16 protein-coding genes are annotated in these 20,653 nt (G+C 71.7%); 10 read left to right on the forward strand and 6 right to left on the reverse strand.

Annotated elements, in window-relative coordinates; all coding sequences use genetic code 11:
• Positions 1 to 1,047, forward strand: a 1,047-nt coding sequence (locus ACWEPL_RS41025; protein WP_452439378.1) for a prolyl oligopeptidase family serine peptidase, incomplete at its 5' end; no start/stop codon positions are given.
• On the opposite strand, the gene ACWEPL_RS41030 is transcribed toward ACWEPL_RS41025, so the two are convergent.
• Positions 1,033 to 1,641: a response regulator gene (locus ACWEPL_RS41030; protein ID WP_397365424.1), complete on the reverse strand. Its 609-nt coding sequence runs from the start codon at positions 1,639 to 1,641 to the stop codon at positions 1,033 to 1,035. The two genes, ACWEPL_RS41025 and ACWEPL_RS41030, sit on opposite strands and share 15 nt — an antisense overlap.
• 122 nt (positions 1,642 to 1,763) lie before the next feature.
• Between ACWEPL_RS41030 and ACWEPL_RS41035 the strand changes: the two genes are divergently transcribed.
• Positions 1,764 to 2,258, forward strand: coding sequence for a carboxymuconolactone decarboxylase family protein (locus ACWEPL_RS41035; protein ID WP_363965269.1), 495 nt, complete (start codon positions 1,764 to 1,766; stop codon positions 2,256 to 2,258).
• On the opposite strand, the gene ACWEPL_RS41040 is transcribed toward ACWEPL_RS41035, so the two are convergent.
• Positions 2,236 to 3,273 (reverse strand): zinc-dependent alcohol dehydrogenase family protein, encoded by a 1,038-nt coding sequence (locus ACWEPL_RS41040; RefSeq protein WP_452439379.1) that lies wholly within the window; start codon positions 3,271 to 3,273, stop codon positions 2,236 to 2,238. The genes ACWEPL_RS41035 and ACWEPL_RS41040 overlap by 23 nt on opposite strands.
• Before the next feature lies 1 nt (position 3,274).
• Entirely contained in the window at positions 3,275 to 4,105 is an 831-nt protein-coding gene (locus ACWEPL_RS41045; protein ID WP_452439380.1) for a helix-turn-helix transcriptional regulator, read from the reverse strand.
• A 103-nt stretch (positions 4,106 to 4,208) separates the two neighbouring features.
• Between ACWEPL_RS41045 and ACWEPL_RS41050 the strand changes: the two genes are divergently transcribed.
• The 3 genes from ACWEPL_RS41050 to ACWEPL_RS41060 all read left to right on the forward strand — a co-directional run bounded on the left by ACWEPL_RS41050 (position 4,209) and on the right by ACWEPL_RS41060 (position 7,444).
• Entirely contained in the window at positions 4,209 to 4,919 is a 711-nt protein-coding gene (locus ACWEPL_RS41050) for an SDR family oxidoreductase (RefSeq protein ID WP_452439381.1), read from the forward strand.
• Between the two features lie 35 nt (positions 4,920 to 4,954).
• The gene (locus ACWEPL_RS41055; protein ID WP_452439382.1) at positions 4,955 to 6,352 is read left to right on the forward strand and encodes a glutamate--cysteine ligase; all 1,398 of its coding nucleotides are present in this window, start codon (positions 4,955 to 4,957) and stop codon (positions 6,350 to 6,352) included.
• 108 nt (positions 6,353 to 6,460) lie between these two features.
• Positions 6,461 to 7,444: a hypothetical protein gene (locus tag ACWEPL_RS41060; protein ID WP_452439383.1), complete on the forward strand. Its 984-nt coding sequence runs from the start codon at positions 6,461 to 6,463 to the stop codon at positions 7,442 to 7,444.
• A gap of 6 nt (positions 7,445 to 7,450) precedes the next feature.
• Here the strand turns inward: ACWEPL_RS41060 and ACWEPL_RS41065 are convergent, their stop codons facing one another.
• A complete protein-coding gene (locus ACWEPL_RS41065) occupies positions 7,451 to 8,179 on the reverse strand; it encodes a PaaX family transcriptional regulator C-terminal domain-containing protein (protein ID WP_350722106.1) in 729 nt (242 codons plus the stop codon).
• A 31-nt stretch (positions 8,180 to 8,210) separates the two neighbouring features.
• On the opposite strand from ACWEPL_RS41065, the gene ACWEPL_RS41070 reads away from it, so the two are divergent.
• Complete coding sequence (locus ACWEPL_RS41070; protein ID WP_452439384.1) at positions 8,211 to 9,872, forward strand: acyl-CoA dehydrogenase family protein; 1,662 nt, start codon at positions 8,211 to 8,213, stop codon at positions 9,870 to 9,872.
• Positions 9,873 to 10,621: 749 nt separating this feature from the next.
• Here ACWEPL_RS41070 and ACWEPL_RS41075 read toward each other — a convergent pair.
• Entirely contained in the window at positions 10,622 to 12,220 is a 1,599-nt protein-coding gene (locus ACWEPL_RS41075) for an AAA family ATPase (RefSeq protein WP_452439385.1), read from the reverse strand.
• A 370-nt stretch (positions 12,221 to 12,590) separates the two neighbouring features.
• Between ACWEPL_RS41075 and ACWEPL_RS41080 the strand changes: the two genes are divergently transcribed.
• The 3 genes from ACWEPL_RS41080 (at position 12,591) to ACWEPL_RS41090 (ending at position 16,104) form a co-directional block, all read left to right on the forward strand.
• Positions 12,591 to 13,340, forward strand: coding sequence for a crotonase/enoyl-CoA hydratase family protein (locus ACWEPL_RS41080; protein ID WP_452439386.1), 750 nt, complete (start codon positions 12,591 to 12,593; stop codon positions 13,338 to 13,340).
• Positions 13,341 to 13,469: 129 nt separating this feature from the next.
• Complete coding sequence (locus ACWEPL_RS41085) at positions 13,470 to 13,685, forward strand: hypothetical protein (protein WP_452439387.1); 216 nt, start codon at positions 13,470 to 13,472, stop codon at positions 13,683 to 13,685.
• Position 13,686: 1 nt separating this feature from the next.
• Positions 13,687 to 16,104, forward strand: a complete 2,418-nt coding sequence (locus tag ACWEPL_RS41090; protein ID WP_452439388.1) for a DUF4132 domain-containing protein — start codon at positions 13,687 to 13,689, stop codon at positions 16,102 to 16,104.
• Between the two features lie 16 nt (positions 16,105 to 16,120).
• Here the strand turns inward: ACWEPL_RS41090 and ACWEPL_RS41095 are convergent, their stop codons facing one another.
• Positions 16,121 to 17,401: an FAD-binding oxidoreductase gene (locus ACWEPL_RS41095; RefSeq protein ID WP_355195069.1), complete on the reverse strand. Its 1,281-nt coding sequence runs from the start codon at positions 17,399 to 17,401 to the stop codon at positions 16,121 to 16,123.
• 54 nt (positions 17,402 to 17,455) lie between these two features.
• Between ACWEPL_RS41095 and ACWEPL_RS41100 the strand changes: the two genes are divergently transcribed.
• The gene (locus ACWEPL_RS41100; protein WP_452439389.1) at positions 17,456 to 20,650 is read left to right on the forward strand and encodes a BTAD domain-containing putative transcriptional regulator; all 3,195 of its coding nucleotides are present in this window, start codon (positions 17,456 to 17,458) and stop codon (positions 20,648 to 20,650) included.
• Positions 20,651 to 20,653: the final 3 nt, after the last annotated feature.

The raw sequence follows: 20,653 nt of genomic DNA on the forward strand, positions 1-20,653 counted from the left end.
AGCAGGAGCTCTTTTTCGTCGATGTTGTTCTTGGACGGCTCGATCAGCAGCCGGCGCAGTTCCCTGACGTTGCCCGGCAGCGGCACGATCGCCTCGCTGACCTCGCGCCCCGGCGGCGGCTCCGAGGCGTGGTTCGCCTACACCGACGCCGTCACGCCCCCCGAGGTCTGGCGCCACGACGTCCGCACCGGCGAGACCACCCTCTGGTCGGCCCCGCCGGGCCGCGTGAGCCGTCCCGCCGTGCGCAGCCACCACATCGAGTACGCCTCGGCCGACGGCACCCGCGTCCGCATGGTCGTGGTGGCGGGCCCGTCGGCGGGCGGCCCCCGTCCCACGATCCTCACCGGGTACGGCGGCTTCGGCATCCCCCTGCGGCCCGGCTACGCCGCCGACTCCCTGGCCTGGGTCGAGGCGGGCGGCGTGCTGGCCGTCGCCAACCTCAGAGGCGGCGGCGAGGAGGGCGAGGAGTGGCACCGGGACGGCATGCTGGAGCGCAAGCAGAACGTCTTCGACGACTTCGCGGCCGCCGCCGGCAAGCTCATCGCCGACGGCTGGACGACCCCCGGGCAGCTCGGCATCTGGGGCGAGTCGAACGGCGGCCTCCTCGTCGGCGCGGCCCTCACCCAGCGGCCCGGCCTGTTCGCGGCGGCGGTGTGCTCGGCGGGCCTGCTCGACATGGCCCGCTACCACCTCGGCGGCCTCGGCCCCTCCTGGACCGGCGAGTACGGCGACCCCGACGACCCCGAACAGCTCGGCTGGCTGCTCGCCTACTCGCCCTACCACCACGTCAGAAAGGGGACGGACTACCCGGCGACGCTGTTCACGGTCTCGGCGGCCGACACGCGGGTCGATCCGATGCACGCGCGCAAGATGTGCGCCGCCCTGCAGTGGGCGGCCGGCGGGGACCGGCCGATCCTGCTCCGGCACGAGCCGGACGTGGGCCACGGCGCGCGGGCGGCCAGCAGGTCGGTCGCGCTGGCGGCGGACGCCCTCGCCTTCCTGGCCGCGCACACGGGCCTGGAGGTGATCGGCCTAGATCCAGCCTGACTCCCTGGCGATGCGGATGGCGTCGATCCTGCTGCGGGCACCCAGCTTGGCCGTCGTCTTGGACAGGTAGTTGCGTACCGTGCCCTCCGACAGGAACAGCGACGCCGCGATCTCCCCGATCGACGCCCCGTCCGCGGCGGCCCCGATCACGTCCAGCTCGCGCGGCGTCAGCGGCGCCTCGGGCGGCCTCATGGCCGCGATGGCCAGCTCCGAGTCGATGACCCGCTCTCCCTCGGCCACCCGGCGGATCCCGTCCGCCAGCCGGTCGGGCGGGGCGTCCTTGGCCATGAAGCCCCGTACGTGCACGTCGAGCGCCTGCTTGAGCAGGCCCGGCGTGCCCACGCCGGTCAGGATGAGCACCCCGCACTCGGGCAGCTTCGCGTGCAGCTCGCCGGCGGCGGTGAGCCCGTCCTTGCCGGGTAACGCGATGTCGATGACGGCGACGTCGGGCCGGGTGGCCCTGGCCGCGGCCAGGATGCGATCTCCCCTGGAGACCTCGGCCACGACCTCGATGTCTTCCTCATAAGCCAGCAGCGCCACGATCGCCCCGCGTACCAGGTTCATGTCCTCAGCGAGCAACGTTCGAATCACCATGCGTCCTTGCGGTCGGCCGGCTTGCAACGTCTGCGGGCTTCCTAATCCTGACTTATTGACCCGGATGTGAAAAGTCCTGCCAAATAACCGTCAGGCCAAACATGCGCTTTTGTGGAATGGTCATGGACATGGAACCACGCGTACGCCCCCTCCCGCCCGAAGAATGGGACGATTTCACGAAGGCGAACCCGCAGAACGTGTTCACCACGCTGGCCCGCCACCCCGCGCTCTACAAGGAGTGGCTGGGTTTCGGCGGCGCGCTGCTCGACGGCACGCTGCCCGCCCGCGACCGGGAGCTGGCCATCCTGCGCACCGCCTACCACACCGGCAGCGCCTACGTGTGGGCCCACCACGCGCGCCTGGGCAGCGCGGCCGGGCTCACCGACCTGGAGATCGCCTCGGTGAGCCACCCGGACGCCCTCTGGCCGGTCGAGGACCAGCTCATCCTCCAGGTCGCCGACGACCTCCACTCCATCGGCGACCTGACCGACGCCACCTGGACGGCGCTCTGCGACCGCTACGACGAGCCGGGCCGGATCGAGCTGGTCGTGCTGGTGGCCCACTACACCATGCTGGCGCTCGTGCTCAGGACGCTCAGAGTGGAGCTCGAGGAGTGATCATCGTGACGCCCGGCACCGAGCCGATCGAGGCCAGCGCCTTGCCGGCGTCGGCCAGCCCGATCGTGCGGGTGACGAGCTGGTCGGGATGGAGGATCCCGGCCCTGATCATCTCCAGCATCGGCGGGTACGCGTGCGCGGCCATGCCGTGGCTGCCCAGCAGCCGCAGCTCATGGCCGATCACGCGGCCCATCGGCACCGGCGTCGGCCCTCCCGGCAGCAGCCCCACCTGAACGTGGCGGCCCTTGCGGCGCAGGCTCTCGATGGAGGCGGCGCAGGTCTGCGGGCTGCCCAGCGCGTCGATCGACACGTGGGCGCCGCCCCTGGTCAGCTCCCTGACCTGGGCCGCCACGTCCCCGGCCGAACCGTTGACGAAGTGCGTGGCGCCCGCCCGCTCCGCCAGGTGCAACGCGTCGGTGCTGATGTCCACGGCCACCACGCGGGCCCCGGCCGCCGTCGCGATCATCACGGCCGACAGGCCCACGCCGCCGCACCCGTGCACCGCGACCCACTCGCCCGGCCGCACCTCGCCGACCTGCGCCACGGCGCGGAAGGCGGTGGCGAAGCGGCAGCCGAGCCCGGCCGCCGTGGCGTAGTCCATGTCCTCGGGGATCGCGATCAGGTTGACGTCCGCGTGGTCGATGGCCACGTACTCGGCGAACGAGCCCCAGTGGGTGAAGCCGGGCTGCGTCTGCCGCTCGCACACCTGCTGGTCGCCGGTGGCGCACGACGGGCACGAGCCGCAGGCGCAGATGAACGGGACCGTCACCCGCGCCCCCGGCAGCCAGCCGCGCACGTCGGAGCCGACCGCCTCGACGACGCCCGCCAGCTCGTGGCCCGGCACGTGGGGCAGGACCTTGATGTCGGGGTCGTGCCCCTGCCAGCCGTGCCAGTCGGACCGGCACAGCCCCGTCGCCTCGACCCTGATCACCGCTCCGTGCGGGGCGGGGGACGGGTCTGGCAGCTCGCGCACGTCGAGCTCACCGCCGAAGATGTCAAACGCAACCGCTCGCATCTCATGAGCTTAGGGTCAGTTGCCGCAGGTCGCGCAAGGCCTGGTGGGAGGGTGAACCGGGTTCGGTGGTGTAGAGGACGAGGCGGAGGTCGTCGCGGTCGGGCACGGGCATGACCTGGCAGATCGCGTCGATGGTGCCGACCAGCGGATGCGTGACCTGTTTGCGCTGCTCCCTGCGGATCTCGACCTCGTACCTGGCCCACAGCTCGGCGAAGTGCGGGCTGAGCGCGAGCATCTCGGCCACCAGCGCCTGGATCTTGCGGTCGTCGGGGTAGCGGCCCGCGGCGGCGCGCAGGTCGGCGACGGAGGAGCGGGCGAAGCGGCCCTTCTCCTCGTCGCTGAGGTACTCGGCGATGTCGGGGGACATGAAGACCCAGCGGATGACGTTGCGGTCGTCCGGGCTCACGGTGTCGAGGCCGCCCATGAGCACGTTGGCCAGGGGGTTCCAGGCGCGGATGTCGTACCTGGCGTCCAGCACGTACGCGGGGACCTCCTCCATGAACCCGATCAGGTGCAGCAGGCTCTCGGGCACGTCCTCCCTGATCCGGGGCGTCTCCACCGCGTGTCCGGCCAGGTGGAGCAGGTGGGCGCGCTCGTCCCGGCCCAGCATGAGCGCCCTGGCCAGCGCGTTGAGCACCTGCCTGGACGGGTGCGGGCCCCGGCCCTGCTCCAGCCGGATGTAGTAGTCGATCGACATGCCGGCGAGCTGCGCGACCTCCTGCCTGCGCAGGCCCGGCGTGCGGCGCCGCTCGCCGCCCGGCAGGCCCACCTCGGCGGGGGTGACACGGGCGCGCCTGACGCGCAGGAAGTCGGCGAGTTCGTCGCGGTTCATGCCTCCATCCTCAGTGATGTCCGGCCGCGCTTGGGTGGTACCGGTGATACCAGCCTCTCCAGACCTCTCCCGGACCCGTTGTGACCTGGGCGAACGTGGACGCATGACGAAGATTGCCCTCATCACGGGCGCCAACAAGGGGATCGGCTACGAGATCGCGCGGCTGCTGGCCGAGCAGGGTGTCACCACGATCGTGGCGGCGCGCGACGAGGAGCGCGGGCGGGCCGCCGCGGAGCGGCTGGGGCAGCCGTACGTGCGGCTCGACGTGACCGACGAGGCGAGCGTGGCCGCCGCCGCGAAGTGGGTCGAGCAGGAGTACGGCCGGCTGGACATCCTGGTCAACAACGCCGGGATCACCGGCGGCTTCATGGACCCGAGTCCCAGCGCCACCCCCGCCGGGGTGCTCAGGGAGGTCTACGAGACGAACGTGTTCGGCGTGGTGACGGTCACCAACGCGATGCTGCCGCTGCTGCGGGAGTCGGAGGCCGGCCGGATCGTGAACATGACGTCCGAGCTGGGCTCGCTGACCATGGCGATGGACCGGGAGAGCCCCTTCTGGGACGTCAACATCATGCCCTACAACTCCTCCAAGACCGCGCTCAACATGGTCACCGTCAGCTACGCCAAGGAGCTGATCGACACTCCGATCAAGGTGAACGCGGCCAACCCCGGCTACTGCGCCACCGACCTCAACGGGCACAGCGGGTTCCAGACCGCCGAGCAGGGGGCGGCCATCGCCGTGCGGCTCGCGACCCTCGACGCCGACGGCCCCACCGGGGCGTTCCTGGAGGACAGGGGATCTATCCATTGGTGATGTGTCAAGCCTGGTGAATAGGACAGAAGGGGGTGATGGGACGAGATCTAGATAAGGAGCGGTTCTCCGAGGCGGAGTACGCCGCCTTCGGGGAGCGGATCCGGGAGCAGCTCGGCGTCCTGCGCGAGCTGCTCGCCACCCCCGGCTTCGGCCAGGGCCCGGCGACGGTCGGGGCCGAGCTGGAGCTGTTCCTGATCGACGAGCGGGGCCGGCCGCTGCCCCGCAACAGCCAGGTGCTCGAAGCCCTCGGCGACCCCCGCGTGGTGCTGGAGCTGGGCCGCTACAACGTCGAGGTGAACCTGACCCCGACGCCGCTGGCCGGGCGGCCCTTCGAGCGGCTGAGCGGCGAGGTGCAGGAGACGATCGTGAAGGTGGACGGGGCGGTGGAGGGCGGAGGCGCGCTGCCCATCGGCATCCTGCCCACGCTCGACGCCGAGGACTTCACGGTCGGCGCGATGAGCGACCAGAACCGCTACCGGGCCATGAGCAGGGGCATCAGGCGGCTGCGGCTGGAGCCGTTCCTCGTCAAGATCGACGACCTGGAGCTGTCGGTGGAGGACGTGATCCTCGAGAGCGCCAACACCTCCTGGCAGGTGCACATCCGCACGCCGCCCGACCGCTTCGCCCGGCTGTTCAACGCCGCCCAGCTGGCCATCGGCCCGGTGCTGGCCGCCTGCGGGAACTCGCCGTTCTTCCTCGGCAGGCGGCTGTGGGAGGAGACGCGCATCGCGCTGATGGAGGAGGCCGCCGACGACCGGGACGTGCAGCGGCGCGAGCGCAGGGACGGGCGGGTCACGTTCGGCTCCGACTGGGTGCGTGAGGGGGCTTATGAGCTGTTCGAGCGGTACGTGCGGGACTACGACCCCGTGGTGCCCGATCTGAGGGACGACGCGGAGCCGTACGAGGTGCCGGAGCTGCGGCTGCACCAGGGCACGATCTGGCAGTGGAACCGGCCCGTCTACGACCCGGCCGACGGCGGTCACCTGCGGATCGAGATGCGGGCGCTGCCGGCGGGCCCGTCGTGCGCGGACATGGCGGCCAACACCGCGTTCCTGCTCGGGCTCACGCTGTCGCAGGCGGAGCGTGACCTGACCGGCTTCCGGTTCGGGGAGGCGTACCAGAACTTCTACCGCGCCGCCATGCACGGGCTGGACGCCAAGCTCTCCTGGCCCGGCTTCGACGTCGACTTCGAGGCCGCCGACCTGGTGCTCCGCCTGCTGCCCGAGGCGCGGGAAGGGCTGCTCGCGGCGGGGGTGACGCCGTCGGACGCCGACGGCGCGCTGGACGTGATCGCGCAGCGCACCCGGCTGCGCCGCACGGGCGCGGCCTGGCAGCGGGAGGCTCTGGAACGTTTCCAGGGCGACCGGGAACGACTCGTACAGCGTTACCGTGAGCTGTCACTGTCGGGACTTCCGGTGCATTTGTGGCCCTGAAGGCAAACTTCTATCGCACTCCGTCCGTCAAACTAGGTCAAGGGACGGCAAAGCGAGGAAGTTATGGCGGCAACGGGGATGGTACCCACGAACAAGGCACCTTTCGCCTTGCGCAGGGAAACGGGCGACCTGGCCGAAGGGGCGGCGAAGCTGGCGGGGGAGATCGGCGGCGCCGGTGTCGAGGCGGTGCTGGCGCAGGCGAACAGGACGGCGACCCGCAAGGGGGCATCGGGCGCGCTCGGGGCGATGAGCCCGAAACCGTCCGAGTGGTACGCGTTCGACGTCAAGGACCAGGACACGGTCGACTGGTACCCGCAGGGGCTGACCTGCTCGGACGAGTCGGGCTCCATCGGGGTGCCGGCGTTCCTGGCATCCTGGTATTTCAAGCCGGAGGTGGGTGAGCGGGGCATCAGGGTGTCCTTTCTCAGCCCCAAAACCCTGAAATATCAGCATGCGCTGCTGGTCGAGGCGAAGCCTGATGGCTCGTACGGGCCCATCAACATCCACGCGGGTGGCATCGCGTGCGACGGCGACCTGGTCTACATCGCCGACACCAAGCGGGGGCTGCGCGTCTTCGACCTGAAGCATGTGCTCGACCTGCGCACCGCCCAGAACGACCTGGGCGACCCCACGCGGGTCGGGCGGCAGGGCGGCAAGTTCCACGCCTTCGGCTACCGGTACGTGATGCCGCAGACCGACTTCTGGAAGGTCGCGAAGCCGGGGCCGCTCTTCTCGTTCGTCTCGATCGACCGCAGCGGCGGCACGCCGCGGCTGGTCACCGGCGAGTACCGCGAGAACGACCCGGGCGGCTGGGTGGGCCGCTGGCCCCTGGGCCTATCCGGCGGCGAGCCCGAGGACGCCTTCGTGATGGGACAGCCCAAGATCCAGGGGGCCATCTCGTGGGGCGGCAAGTGGTACCTGAGCCAGGCGGCCGGCGCGAACGCCAACGGCAAGCTGCTCGTCCAGACCGACGGCAAGCTGGAGACGCGGGGATTCCCCATCGGGCCGGAGGACCTGACGGTGCAGGGCGGCAAGTTGTGGAGCGTCACCGAGTTCAGGAACCGCCGGATCATCTTCGGCGTGCCCCTCTGACGGTTTTCAGTCCTTGAGGTGCTCGTACAGCACCTCGCGGTAGTGGCGGTCGAAGTCGTCGTAGCGGGCGCGCAGCTCCGCGCCCGGCCAGCCGGTCGGCAGCAGCTCCCGCGGGAGCAGCGGGTCTGCCAGGAGGTGGCGCAGCACGGCGGCCGAGACCAGGAAGCCCTCGGCCAGGCCGCCGGCCCGGTCAAAGGCGCGGTCGAGGGCCCGCTCCAGCTTGCGGGCCTCGGCCGCCCAGCCGTCCAGGTCCCACAGCAGGGGAGTGGGGTCGTCGTGCGGGCGGCCGTCGATCAGCGTGCACTGCGCCGTGACGGCCTCCGGCCACGCGCGCACCAGGTTGGCGGGCCGCATCCAGGTGCCCTCGCGCAGCTCGGCCAGGCGCAGCGCGGTCATCATGGCCCGGAACGCGGCCCGGTCTGCGGGCGCGCGCCGCTCCGCCGTGACCACGGCGACCTCCCACGTGCCGTCCCACGGCCTGGTGTGCGGGTCGCGGCTCTCGTCCTGCCTGGCCTGGCGCTCGGCGAGCCGCTCCGACAGCGTGTAGAAGCGGCCGTCCTGGAGGAGGTCGCCGGCCGCGACCATGCGCGACAGCGCCACCCGTACGGTGCCCTCGGCGATGCCGAACAGCGCGCCGATGCGCACCAGCTGCCGGGCCGGCAGCCGCGGCGGGTGGCTGCCCAGCAGCGCGCTCAGCACGGCCGATCTGGCGCTCAGAGTGTTACGCTCTTCCATCGCGTGTCGAGTATATGTAACACTCGCGAGTATGGGGCGCTATCTCATCGAACCTGTCGACCGCAGCGACCGTTACGCCACCGAGCGCTACCAGGGCGCCGCCGGGCGCAACTGGTGGACCTGCGATCCCACGCTGCGCCTGCTCATGCGGCGCCACCTGGGCGAGGGCTTCGCCTGGGCGGAGCCGCGCCTGGACCGGCTGGGCGCGCTGATGGGCGGGCTCGTGGCCGAGTGCGCCGAGGAGACCGACCGCAACCCGCCGCGGCTGGAGAAGTACGACAAGTGGGGCAGGGACGTCAGCGAGGTCGTCATGCCGCCGTCGTTCCACGCGGCCCGGCGGGCGCTCATGGAGGACAACTTCACCTCTCCGTCCTTCGCCGCCGAGGCCCGGGCCCACGGGGCGAACCCGGCCGCGCTCGCCGCCGCCTGGACGTACCTGCTCGATCAGGCCGACATCGGGATGGGCTGCGCGCTCGGCACCGGAGGGGACATGGTGGTCTCCCTCGCCGAGAAGTACGCGCCCGAGGACGTACGCGATCGGGTGCGAGAGATCTTCGCCAACGGCTACTACTCCGGCGAGGCCGCTCAGATGTTCACCGAGCGGACGGGCGGCTCCGACCTGGCCGCGCTGGAGGCCACGGCGGAGCCCGCGGGCGACGCGTGGCTGCTGACGGGCTTCAAGTGGTTCGCCTCCAACGCCAACGGATCCGCGTTCGTGGTGCTGGCCAGGCGCCCTGACGGGAACGTGTCGCCGTTCCTCGTGCTGTGGGACCGGCGGGACGGAAGCCGCAACGGCGTGCGGATCCGGCGGCTCAAGGACAAGCTCGGCACCCGTGCGGTCGCGTCGGCGGAGGTCGAGTTCAGCGACGCGGAGGCCTTTCCGCTTTCGGGAGAGAGCTCCGGCTCCGGGCTCGGGACCATGATGAAGCTCACCAACGCCTCCAGGCTCGGCGTGGCCATGATGGGCGTCGGCGTGGCCAGGCGCGCGCTCGTGGAGTCGATCTGCTACGCCCGGTCCCGCGAGGCGTTCGGACGGCCGCTCATCGAGCAGCCGCTCATGCGCCGCAAGCTGAGCGAGCTGATCGTCGAGGTCGAGGCCGCCCAGGCGCTCGCCTTCGACGGCCTCGCCGGCCCCCGCCTGCGCATCGCCCCCGCCCTGATCAAGCTGCGCGCCGCCCGCCTCGGCGTGACGGCGGCGAGCGACGCGATCGAGGTGCACGGGGGCAACGGCTACATCGAGCAGTGGCCGGTGGCCCGCCTCCTGCGCGACGCCCAGGTCAACCCGATCTGGGAGGGCGGCGACAACATCCTCTGCCTCGACGTCCGGCGGGCCATGGTGAAGGAGCAGGCCCACCTGCCCTTCCTCGACCGCCTGCGCGACCTGGCCACCTCCGACCTGGTCCACGCCCGTATCGACGACCTCGCCAAGGCCGTCACGGCGTGGGCCGCGCTGGAGCCCTCGGTGGCGGAGGAGCGGCTGTATCCGCTGGCGCAGTTCATGGCCGACGTGTACGCCGCGGCCCTCCTGGAGGACCAGGCCGCCTGGGGGCTCGACGACGGCCGCAAGGCGCTGGTGGCCCGGCTCTACGCCGAGGCCCACCTCGTGGATCACGGCCCGCTGCGCGGCATCGACCGCCCGGCGGAGGGCTCGGAGCTGTTCGACGAGCTCGTTTCGGGGGCTGTCACGCTCTGACGACCGCTGGGGTGGGTCCGCTCACCCCAGCCGGCGATCACCACCAATTCGTGCAGCGAATGGAGGGCGGGTCGTGGCGGCCCCACCTCAAGCACGCTGGTGCGCTGTGCGGCGCTGGTCCTGGTCTGCCCGCTGGAGCTCACCTCGAACGGGCCGCACTGGAGCCAGGTCCTGCCACCGTCCCGGGTCCAGCCCATCCACACGGTGTCAAGCTACTGAGTGTCCCCACCCAGGTGAGCCCACCCGCGGGTGACGCCGGCGGTCACGACCTGGGTCGTGAGCAGTCCTGTGGCGAGCGCGAGGACCGGCCCTCGACGGCGAATACGCCTGTGTTCGAGCAGGTGTGTCCGCCACCCGGAGGGCAACGCCAGGCCGGTGAACTGCCGCCGCTCCAGCAACGACGTGGAAAGGGCGCCCACCGAGTGGCTGAAGCAGCAAGGTCACAACGGCATGGCGGAGATCGCCTTCGCCCGCGCGGATATCAGCGCCTTCCGGCCGTCTGCTTCAGACACTCGCCGCGGGTTGATCCAATCGCGCAGGCCGGGAGCCAGGCGGCAGGGCGCTGAGCTGTACGGCGGGAGCAGCCAAGATCGCGGATCGGTCGCGCTTGGACATCGGAGGGCGGCTCGGCAGGCGAAGACGGCGGTCGAGGCGGGCCACCAGGTCCCGGGGCAGGGCTGCGGTGTATCTCATCCATCGCCATGGTCTTCAACCGCGGGATCGGCTCTTGCCGGAGACTCGGGCACCCGTCACACTCGCAGGACGGTGACCTGGCGGCCGGACGGCGTGGTCGCCTGGTCGAAATCGCCCCGCTCCTTCCAGGGCGGGGCCTCTGGGCGCCGGTCGAAGACCACCAGCACGCCGGTGTCGAGGCTGAGCCGGTCCAGATACCGGTCGAGCTGCGCGAGGCCGTCGGGCAACGGGTCGTCCCCGCCTGCCCGCCAGACCTTCAGCTCCATCGCCTCGCGCTGCATCAGCCGTTCGCCTTCCGGGCCGGTGTAGGGCCAGCGGACCAGCACGTCCAGGCGCTTGGTGCCCGCGGCGTACTCCCGGTCGAGATAGCCTCCGCCGTTGACCAGCCGGTGGAGGAAGGCCATGAGGATGATCTGGCAGGCGGCCTCGTGGTAGCCCTCCTGCCGGATGAGCACCTCGCCGTGCTCGCGCCAGAACACGACGAACTCCTTCAGCAGACGGTCCAGGTCGAAACGGCCGTCCGGCAGTACGAAGCTGCGCGGCTCGGCCATCACGTACTGTTCCGACGGATCTCCCAGCACCCGCAGGATGACCTCCCGATAGATCGGGTTCGCCACCTCCAGCGGCGGTTTCTGCTTGACCAGGCCCAGATCGCGGACGTAGGAGAGGTCGTCGGAGAAGGTGGGATCGACGTTGGGGAACGACCCGGCGACCACGGGCTCCATCACCCGCTTGACCCGGGGATCGTGCAACCGGGCCACCAGCGCGTCCAGATGAGTGGCGCGCGCCCGGATCAACCGCTCCTTGGCCTCCTCCACCTGTCGGGAGGTGATGGCGCCGATCGCCCCAATCTCGAAGATGATCTCATGGGCGAGGGCGTTGACCAGCCACGGTTGTCCCTGGGTCAGCTCGAAGACCCGATCCACCGCGTCCTTGGTGAACTCCTGGCCGGTCGCCTGCGTGTGCTGGTCGTACAACTCGGCGATCTGATCGGCGGTGAAGTCGCCAAGGCGCAGCGACTCGGCGATGATGTTGAACGGGCCGGCCGGGTTCGACCCGTCAGGATTGCCGCCCGAGGCGACCTTGTAGTCACGCACGTTGCGCAACCCGCACAGCACGACGGACGTGGGGAAGGGACGGCCCTCGTGTCGCGCGTTGTGACCGTCACGCAGCTGGCTGAGAATGCTGATCATGCCGGTGCCCTGCAGGGCGTCGATCTCGTCGAAGAACAGCACCACCCGGCGCGGGCAGCGGTGGCACCACTCGCTCAGCGCCGCACCGAACCGACTGCCCGGCGTGACCTGGGGCCAGGGATCCGGCGGCAGCAACTCGTCCGGCCATCCCGACCGCTCGGCGGCCTCGCGGATGGAATCCAGCAGAAGCGACTCCGCCCAGCCGACGTCGTCACGAGCTGCCTTGGCACGCTCGCAGGAGAACATCAGGGCGGCGACGTCGCCCTCGGCGGTGAGCTCGGACGCCAAGGTGCGCAGCGCGGTCGTCTTCCCGGTCTGCCGGGGCGCGTGCAGCACGAAGTAGCGGTCCATGTCGATGAGCGTCCGTGCCTCCGGGAGCCGCTGCGCGGGAGGCACCATGTAGTGGTCCTGCGGGCCGCACGGGCCGGTGGTGTTGAAGTACTTCGCTCGGGGTGGCCGCATGGTCACATTCTGCCACCATCCGCTGGGCCTGTTGCGAGATTCCGAATCAAGACCGCCGAGGCCGTGCTCCGCGTAGCAGCTCGGCGAGCATGCGCCCGATCGCCCTGACGCACGCGATGCGAGCCAACGCGACCCGGTGCAACGGCTGACCGACTTCGCGGTTCGGCTCCGCCAAGACCTCACGCCGGCTGTATGGAAGGCAGTGACCGTCGCCATCCGTCTGGCGGGCTTCGAGGGTGCCCAGGTCGCTTTGATGGAACCTGTCCGTCTGGAGTCTCTTGGCCACCACTGACGGTGAGTTGCTGGCCGGGAACCCCGGCTTGGACGTACGCTCGGCCCGTTCCCCGAGGACTTCCCCGAGGAGGGCCGCATGACCGTACGCGTGGAGCGCGAGGGACCGGTCACCACCGTGGTGATCAGCAGGCCGGAGGCGCGTAACGCGGTCGATCGCAAGACGGCCGACGCGCTGGTGACCGCGTTCCGTGACTTCGAGGGCTCCGATGCCGCCGTGGCGGTGCTGTGGGGCGAGGGCGGCACGTTCTGCGCCGGCGCCGACCTCAAGGCACTCGACAACCACGTCGGCGAGGACGGCGACGGGCCCATGGGCCCGACCAGGATGCGCCTGTCCAAGCCGGTCATCGCCGCCGTGGCCGGGCACGCCGTCGCGGGCGGGCTGGAGCTGGCCCTCTGGTGCGACCTGCGGGTGGCCGAGGAGGGGGCGGTCTTCGGGGTGTTCTGCCGCAGGTGGGGGGTGCCGCTCATCGACGGCGGCACCGTACGGCTGCCCCGCCTCGTCGGCTCCTCCCGGGCGATGGACATGATCCTCACCGGCCGGCCCGTCGAGGGGCGGGAGGCGTACGAGTGGGGGCTGGCCAACCGGCTCGTGCCGACCGGCACGGCCCGGCGGCAGGCCGAGGAGCTGGCCCGCGAGATCGCCCGCTTCCCGCAGACCTGCCTGCGCGGCGACCGGCTGTCGGCGCTGGAGCAGGAAGGGCTGAGCGAGCAGGAGGCGATGCTGAACGAGCTGCGTCACGGGCTCGTCTCGCTGCCCGACGCGGTGGGCGGCGCCGCCCGCTTCGCCGCGGGCGCGGGCCGCCACGGTGACTTCGGCGACCTCTGAGACGTCCGGGTTCGCGCCCACATCTCGAAGAGCATCAGAGCCCACTGTCGCTGATGTTTTGTCGCCCTGCGTTGCTATAGATGGCGTCATCATCTGACATTTCGAGAAACAGGGCGTTCGATGGCATCAGTGATGTTTCGCGATGAGACGGCGACAGGCCGGGAGCTGGAGACGCGCACCGCTCGCAGGCTGGACTGGGAGAAGCAGGCCGACGCCGCGTTCGCCCGCAACGGATTCCTGCTGCTGGTGGGCGACCGGCAGATCGAGGACCTGGGCACCGGGATCGATCTGACCGTCGATCCGGTGGTGTCCTTCGTCAAGCTCGTCACCCTGGTCGGGGGCTGACGTGAACTACGACATTCTTAAGGACTCTCCACTCAACAACCACTACGACTTCGTCTATCTGGCCAATGACCACAAAGAGGTGTTCGAGCGGTTCGACTCCGCCTTCGCCGCTCATCAGGCCTTCAAGGTCGCGGAGTACGACGAGAGCGAGTTACGCCTCTTCGCCGTGTGGGCGCAGATGCGGCTCAGCCTCGGCTGGGACGGCGGCCACGATCACGACGAACGCCGGCTCGACGTCATCCGCGAGGTGATCGGCCACCTGCCGGAGGTTCCCAAGGCGGTGGTCACCCAGCTGTGGAGCGCGGCCAACGGCCTGATGACCTGGCGGCACACCAACTACGCCGAGCTGTACCGGCTGCCACTGGCCGCCACCGCCCGGCTTCCCTACCACGAGCGGCGCGTCGTGCTGAACTCCCTGCCCAGGTGGTTCGCCCAGTACTGGAAGCCCGCCTGGGAGGTCCTCCGCGAGCCGTTGGAGGCGCTGCTCACCGAACCGGAGGCCGGCGATCCCGGCGCCACGGTCCGCAACATCATGTGGGAGGACGACGCGTTCGCCACCCGGATGATCGCCGATCACGCCACCCGCCTCACCGCTCCCGAGGTCCTGCCACTGCTGCGGCACTGGACCACCGCCACCGCCTCCAGACCCAGCGCCAGGTGGACCAGGCGGGCTACCGAGCTGCTGACCCCGCAGGCCGCAGAACTGATCAAAGACATCCTCGGCCAGGTCATCGCCCATCGTGAGGTCACGCTCCGGTACCCCATCCGCGACGGCGAGTGGACCGAGACCGTCTTCCTGCGCGAGCGCACCGCCGTACCGCTGCGCGGCATGGTGTGGACCTGCGAGCTGATCGACAAGCCGTGGGTGACCGCGCTGCTGGGCGACGTCGCCGTGGCGACCGGCACCGGGATCGGCGGCTCCGGTGCCAACGCGCGCAGCGAGATGCTGGCCAACGCCGCGATAGGGGTGCTGGCCCGGCGCGGCGGTCTGGAGGTGGTCGCCCAGCTGGCCCGGGTGCAGGCCAAGGTGCGCAAGAAGACCATCCTGGCGGGCGTGACCAAGACCTTGGACGCGGTCGCCGAGCGGAGCGGGCTGTCGCCCGAGCAACTGCTGGAGCGCACGGTCCCGGCCTTCGGGCTGGGCACCGACGGCACCCGTACCGAACACGGCCTGCGGTTGGCCCTCGATGGCGTCGTGGGCTTCGTCGACCCCTCCGGCAAGATCCGCAAGACGATCCCCAAGGCCGTCCGCGAGGAGCACAAGGAGCTGCTGGCCGAGCTCAAGGCCACCGCCAAGGAGATCAAGAAGGTCCTGCCGGCCGAGCGCTTCCGGATCGAGCGCGCACTGGCCACCGAACGCATCTGGCGCTGGAGCGAGGTGTGCGAGTACTACCTCGACCACCCGGTCACCGGTTCCATGGGCAGGACCTTGATCTGGGAGATCCTCCAGGGACCGGCCGGGCGCCCGGTGCTCGTGGACGGCACCTGGGAGCTGACCGACCCGGCAGGGCGCCGCATCCAGCCCGACTCTGACACCCCGGTGCTCCTCTGGCACCCCATCTCCCACAGCATGGAAGAAGTGCGCGCCTGGCGCGACCACCTCATGGAGTACGGCCTGCGCCAGCCGTTCAAACAGGCATTCCGCGAGGTCTACCTGCTCACCCCCGCCGAAGAGGAGACTCTCGACCACTCGCGCCGCTTCACCGGTCATCTGCTGCGTTACGGTCAGGCGAAGGCGTTGCTGACCGGACGCGGCTGGACCGGGATGTCACTGGGCCACTGGGGCTGGGAGTACGGCTCCGACCAGGCCGAAGCCACCAAGGAGCTCCCCGGCGGCCTGGTCGCCCACTGGGGCTTTCATCTGGATGAGGGCTCGTTCGAGCGAGATGACCTGGGCACGGTGTCCATCTGCGTCAGCGGCGATCTCCACTTCACCGACGCCGGCGGGCGCCGAGTCCCGCTGGCCGAGGTGGCCCCGTTGACGTTGTCGGAGGTGCTGCGTGACGCCGACCTGGCTGTCGGCGTCACCTCCACCGGCCTGGACCCCGAGGGAGACGGTGAGTACTGGCAGTCCTACGGCTTCGGCGACCTGACCGAGACCGCCCGCATCCGCCGTGACGCGCTGACCCGGCTGTTGCCGCGCCTGGCCATCGCCGACCGCTGCACCATCGCCGACCGGTTCCTGCGTGTCCGCGGTGACCTGCGCACCTACAAGATCCACCTCGGCTCGGGCAACATCCTCATGGAACCCAACGACGCCTACCTGTGCATCGTCCCCCGCCGCGGTTCCGGCGACCCGGTCTTCCTGCCCTTCGAGGAGGACGGCGGCATGTTGTCGATCGTCCTGTCGAAGGCGTTCCTCCTGGCCGCCGACACCGCGATCACCGACCCGTCCATCACGCACCAGATCCGGCCCTGAGCGGCGCCGCCCGGCTCTACCCCAGCACGGGGAAGTTGGCTCGGATGACGCCGTGCGGGTCGCGGGAGCGCTTGAGGTCGCGGAGCCGGGCCAGCGACTCGCTCGGGAACGCCGCCGCGGCCTGCTCGCCGCCGTGCAGCATCGTGTACGGCCTGCGCCCGCTGCTGAACGGCACCAGCGCCTTGCCCAGCCGCTCCAGGCGCTCGGCCGTGGCCTCGGTGGGCGCGCCGATCGCGTAGATCAGGTACGGCTCGTCCAGGTGCCCCGCGGCGCCGCCCCCGTCGGCGGGCCTCGACAGCGCGCCGCCCAGGTGCCGGATCTGCACGCTGATCATCGGGTCGATCGGCTCGCCCAGCAGCACGCCGGCCACCTGGTCGTCGAGCCCGGTCAGCAGCTCGCACCGGCTGGTGCCGGGCTGGGGGTCGGTGGGTTCGTCGCAGATGGAGCCCAGCTCGGCGACCGGCAGCAGCCGCCGGTTGTCACTGAGTGCGCCGCCGATCAGCTCGAAGGGCCGCAGCAGCGTGCCCGGGTCCCGGCCCAGGTACGTGCTGTCGATCATGACGAACCCCGGCCCGCCGGGGATCTGCAGCAGGTCGAACCAGACCGTCAGCTCGTCCGGCGCGGTCGCGGTGACCTCGCGGTAGGCGGCCAGCACCTCGGGCGCCCGCTCGATCGGCCACGTGATCCGCCCGCCGTACAGGAAGGGGGCGGGCCGCAGATCGAACTCCATCGCCGTCACGACCGCGAAGTCGCCGCCGCCGCCCCGCAGCGCCCAGAACAGCTCGGGGTCCCGCTCGGCCGTCACCCGGATCCGCCGGCCCCCGGCGTCCACCGCGTCGAAGGCCCGCACGCTGTCGGCGGCGAAGCCGTACTTCCTGCTGAACCAGCTCAGCCCGCCACCCAGCGTGTACCCGGTCACGCTGACCACGGGGGAGCTGCCCGCGAGGCCGGTCAGCCCGAGCGGGCTCGCCGCCGCCAGCACCTCGCCCCACTTCACACCCGCGCCGACGCGCGCCACCCCGTTGTCGATCTCCACTCCGCCCAGGCCGCCGGTCCGCAGCAGGATCGTGCCCTCGGTGTCGCCGGAGGCGCCGTGGCCGCTCGGCTGCGCGGTCACCGCCAGCCCGTGCAGGCGGGCGTAGCCGACCGCGGCCGCCACGTCGTCGGCGTCGGCCGCTTCGACGACCGCGCGCACCCGCTGGTCGACGGCCAGGTTCCACGGCCTGCGCGCCTCGTCGAAACCCTCGTCGCCGGGGAGGAGCACGCGGCCGGTGGTCAGGTTCTTCAGTTCGTTCATGGATCAAGCATGCGTTTCGGCACTTGGGAACTATTTGAGGTTGACTTGGGGTTCGTGGAGTTCAGACTGTTCGGTCCGCTTGAGGTGGACGACGGCGACGGCAACCGGCTCGACCTCGGCACCCGCAAGCAGCGGGCGGTCCTGGCCAGGCTGGCGCTCGAGCCCGGCCGCGTCGTGCCGCTGGACCGGCTGATCGAGGAGCTGTGGGCGGGGGAGGCGCCGGCCAAGGCCACGGCGACGCTGCAGGCGTACGTCTCGCATCTGCGGCGGGTGCTGGAGCCGGACCGCAAGCCGCGTACGCCGCCCCGGGTGCTGCTCACCCGCGAGCCCGGCTACGTGCTGGACGTCACGCCCGGCCAGACGGACGTGGGCCGCTTCGCCGCGTGGGCCGCCGACGGGGCGCGCCTGGTCAGGCAGGGGCGGCACGCGGAGGGCGCGCGGACGCTCGACCGGGCGCTCGCGCTGTGGCGGGGGGAGCCGCTGGCCGAGTTCCCCGATCTGGCGCCGGCGGCGTCCGCGCGGCTGGACGAGCTGCGGCTCGTGGCCGAGGAGGACCGGCTGGAGGCCCGGCTGGCGCTCGGAGAGGCGAGCGTGCCCGACCTGGAGGCGCTGACGGAGGCGCACCTGTACCGGGAGCGGGCGTGGGGGCTGCTGGTGCTCGGGCTGTACCGGGCGGGCCGCCAGGCCGACGCGCTCGCGGCGCTGCGCAAGGTGCGCGCCCTGCTCGCCGACGAGCTGGGCATCGAGCCGGGGCCCGAGCTGAGGCGGCTGGAGCAGGCGGTGTTCGAGCAGGCACCCGAGCTCGACCCGGGCCCCAAGCTCAACCCGGCGCACATCCAGGACCCCGCTCCCGCGCCTGTCCCCGCAGGGCCGGGGTCCGACAGGCTCGTGGCCAGGGAGGGCGAGCTGCGGGTCCTGGAGGAGCTGCTGGCGCGGGCCCGACACGGCAGGGGCGGGCTGGCGCTGGTCACCGGCGAGGCGGGCATCGGGAAGACGAGCCTGGCCAGGGCCGTCGCCGACCTGGCCACGGCCAGGGGCTTCCGGGTGGAGTGGGGCCGCTGCCTCGACGGCGGCACGGCCCCCGCGTTCTGGCCGTGGACCCGCGCGGGCCTGATCCCGCCGTCCCCGCAGGCCGAGCTGTTCGACCTGTACGACGCCGTGCTGGCGGAGCTGCGGACCGGCCCCCTGCTCGTGGTGCTGGAGGACCTGCACTGGGCCGACGCCTCCTCGCTGAAGCTGCTCGGCCACGTCGCCGGCGAGCTGGCCAGGACCTCCGCGCTCGTCGTGGCCACGCTCAGGCCCGAGCCGGGCGACCACCCCGAGCAGCTGCGCGAGACCCTGGGCGCGCTGGCCAGGGAGGGCCGCCGGCTGCCGCTGGCGCCGTTCGACGCCTCGGGCGTGCGCGACTACCTGCGCCTGCGCGACGTGGCGGCCGACCCGCAGGAGCTGCTCGACCGCTCGGGCGGCAACCCGTTCTACCTGACCGAGCTGCTCCGCCTGCCCGAACGCGAGCGCCACCTCGTCCCGCCCGGAGCCCGCGACGTCATCGAACGCCGCCTGGCCCGCCTCCCCGAGCCCACCAGGGACCTGCTCAGAGCCGCCGCGGTCGCGGGCCGGGAGGTGGAGCTGGACCTGCTGACCGCCCTCGTGGACCGCCCCGTCGAGGAGGTCATGTCGCGGCTGGAGCCCGCGCTGGCCGCCGGGCTGCTGGCCGAGATGCCGGCCGGGGTCGCCGACTACCGCTTCTCCCACGCCCTCGTACGGCAGGCGCTCGACCAGGGGCTCACCCGGCTCGGCCGCGCCCGCCTGCACCTGCGGGCCGCCGGGCACCTGGAGACCCTGCCCGGCGCCGACCCGGCGATCCTGGCCGGCCACTTCGCCGCCGCGGCCCGGCTGGGCGGCGCGCCCAAGGCCGTCACGTACGCCGCCCGGGCCGCCGCGCAGGCCGCGGAACGCCACGGCTACCAGGAGGCCGTGCAGCTGTGGGAGCTGGCGCTCGACCACCTGCCGCCCGGCGACTCGCCCGAGCGCTGCCGCGTGCTCACCGAGCTGGGCCAGGCCCGGCGCACCACGGGCGACGCCGAAGGCACCTACCGCGACCTGACCGAGGCCGTCGCCCAGGCCCAGCGGCTCGGCGACCGGGACGCGCTGGTGGCGGCGGTCTCGGTCTTCGGCGGCCTGTCGGTGTGGAACTGGCGCCCGTACGGCATCGTGGACGAGGACATGGTCGCGATCCTGGAGGATCTCCTGGCGGGCGACCTCGACGACCGGTCCAGGGCCGCGCTCCTGGGCACGCTCGGCATCGAGCTGCACTACGGCCCCCGGCGCGCCGAGGGTGAGCGGCTGGCTCTCGACGCGGTCGGCCTGGCCCGCCGCTCCGGTGACCCGATGGTGCTGGCCAGGGCGCTCAACAACTACGTGATCGCGAGCTTCGTACCCGGCCGCAACCCCGAGCGGCTGGCGGCGGCCGAGGAGATGCTGGCCATTCCCGGCCTGCCCAGGGAGGCCAGGCTGGTGGCGCGGGTGCTGCGCATGGCGTGCCTGCTGCGCGCGGGCGAGCTGGCCGAGTGGAGCAGGGACCTGGCCCGCTGCGAGCAGCTGCTGCACGAGGTCGCCCGGCCCGAGCTGGAGGCCATGGTCCGCGTCGCGCAGACCGCCGACCACGCCCTGCACGGCCGATGGGCGGAGGCGGAGGCGCTGGCCGAGCACTTCCCCAAGATCTCCTTCGGGGCGAGCCTGTGGGGCCAGGAGGCCCGCCGCCTCGGCGTCCTCTACACCTGCCGGCGCGGCCAGGGCCGGGTGGCGGAGCTCTTGGACGAGCTGGTGGCCGCGGGCGATCAGCCGCTCATGAGCATGGTGCGCCCGCTCGCCATCCTGGCCTCCCTGGACGTCGGCCGCACCGAACAGGCGCGGCAACTCCTCGGGCGGTGGGGCGTGGACCTGCGGGAGGACTGGTCGGCCGACTTCTTCTTCCCGGTCTGGGGTCTGGTGGCCGCCCAGCTCGGCACCCCCGACCCCGGGGAGATGTACGAGCGGCTGCTGCCGATCGCCGACCAGCCCATCGTCCTGGGCACGGGCAGCGCGGCCCTGGGCTGCGTGCAGGACGTGCTGGCCGAGCTGGCGCTCCGGCTCGGGCGTACGGAGCAGGCGCTCGACCACAATCGGGCGGCCATCGCCAGGCACCGGCAGCTCGGCCTGGCCTACCTGGAGTCGCGCAGCCGCGCCCGCCGCGCCGAGCTGGCGCCCTGAGCC

It is taken from the genome of Nonomuraea sp. NPDC004186 (assembly GCF_053603495.1).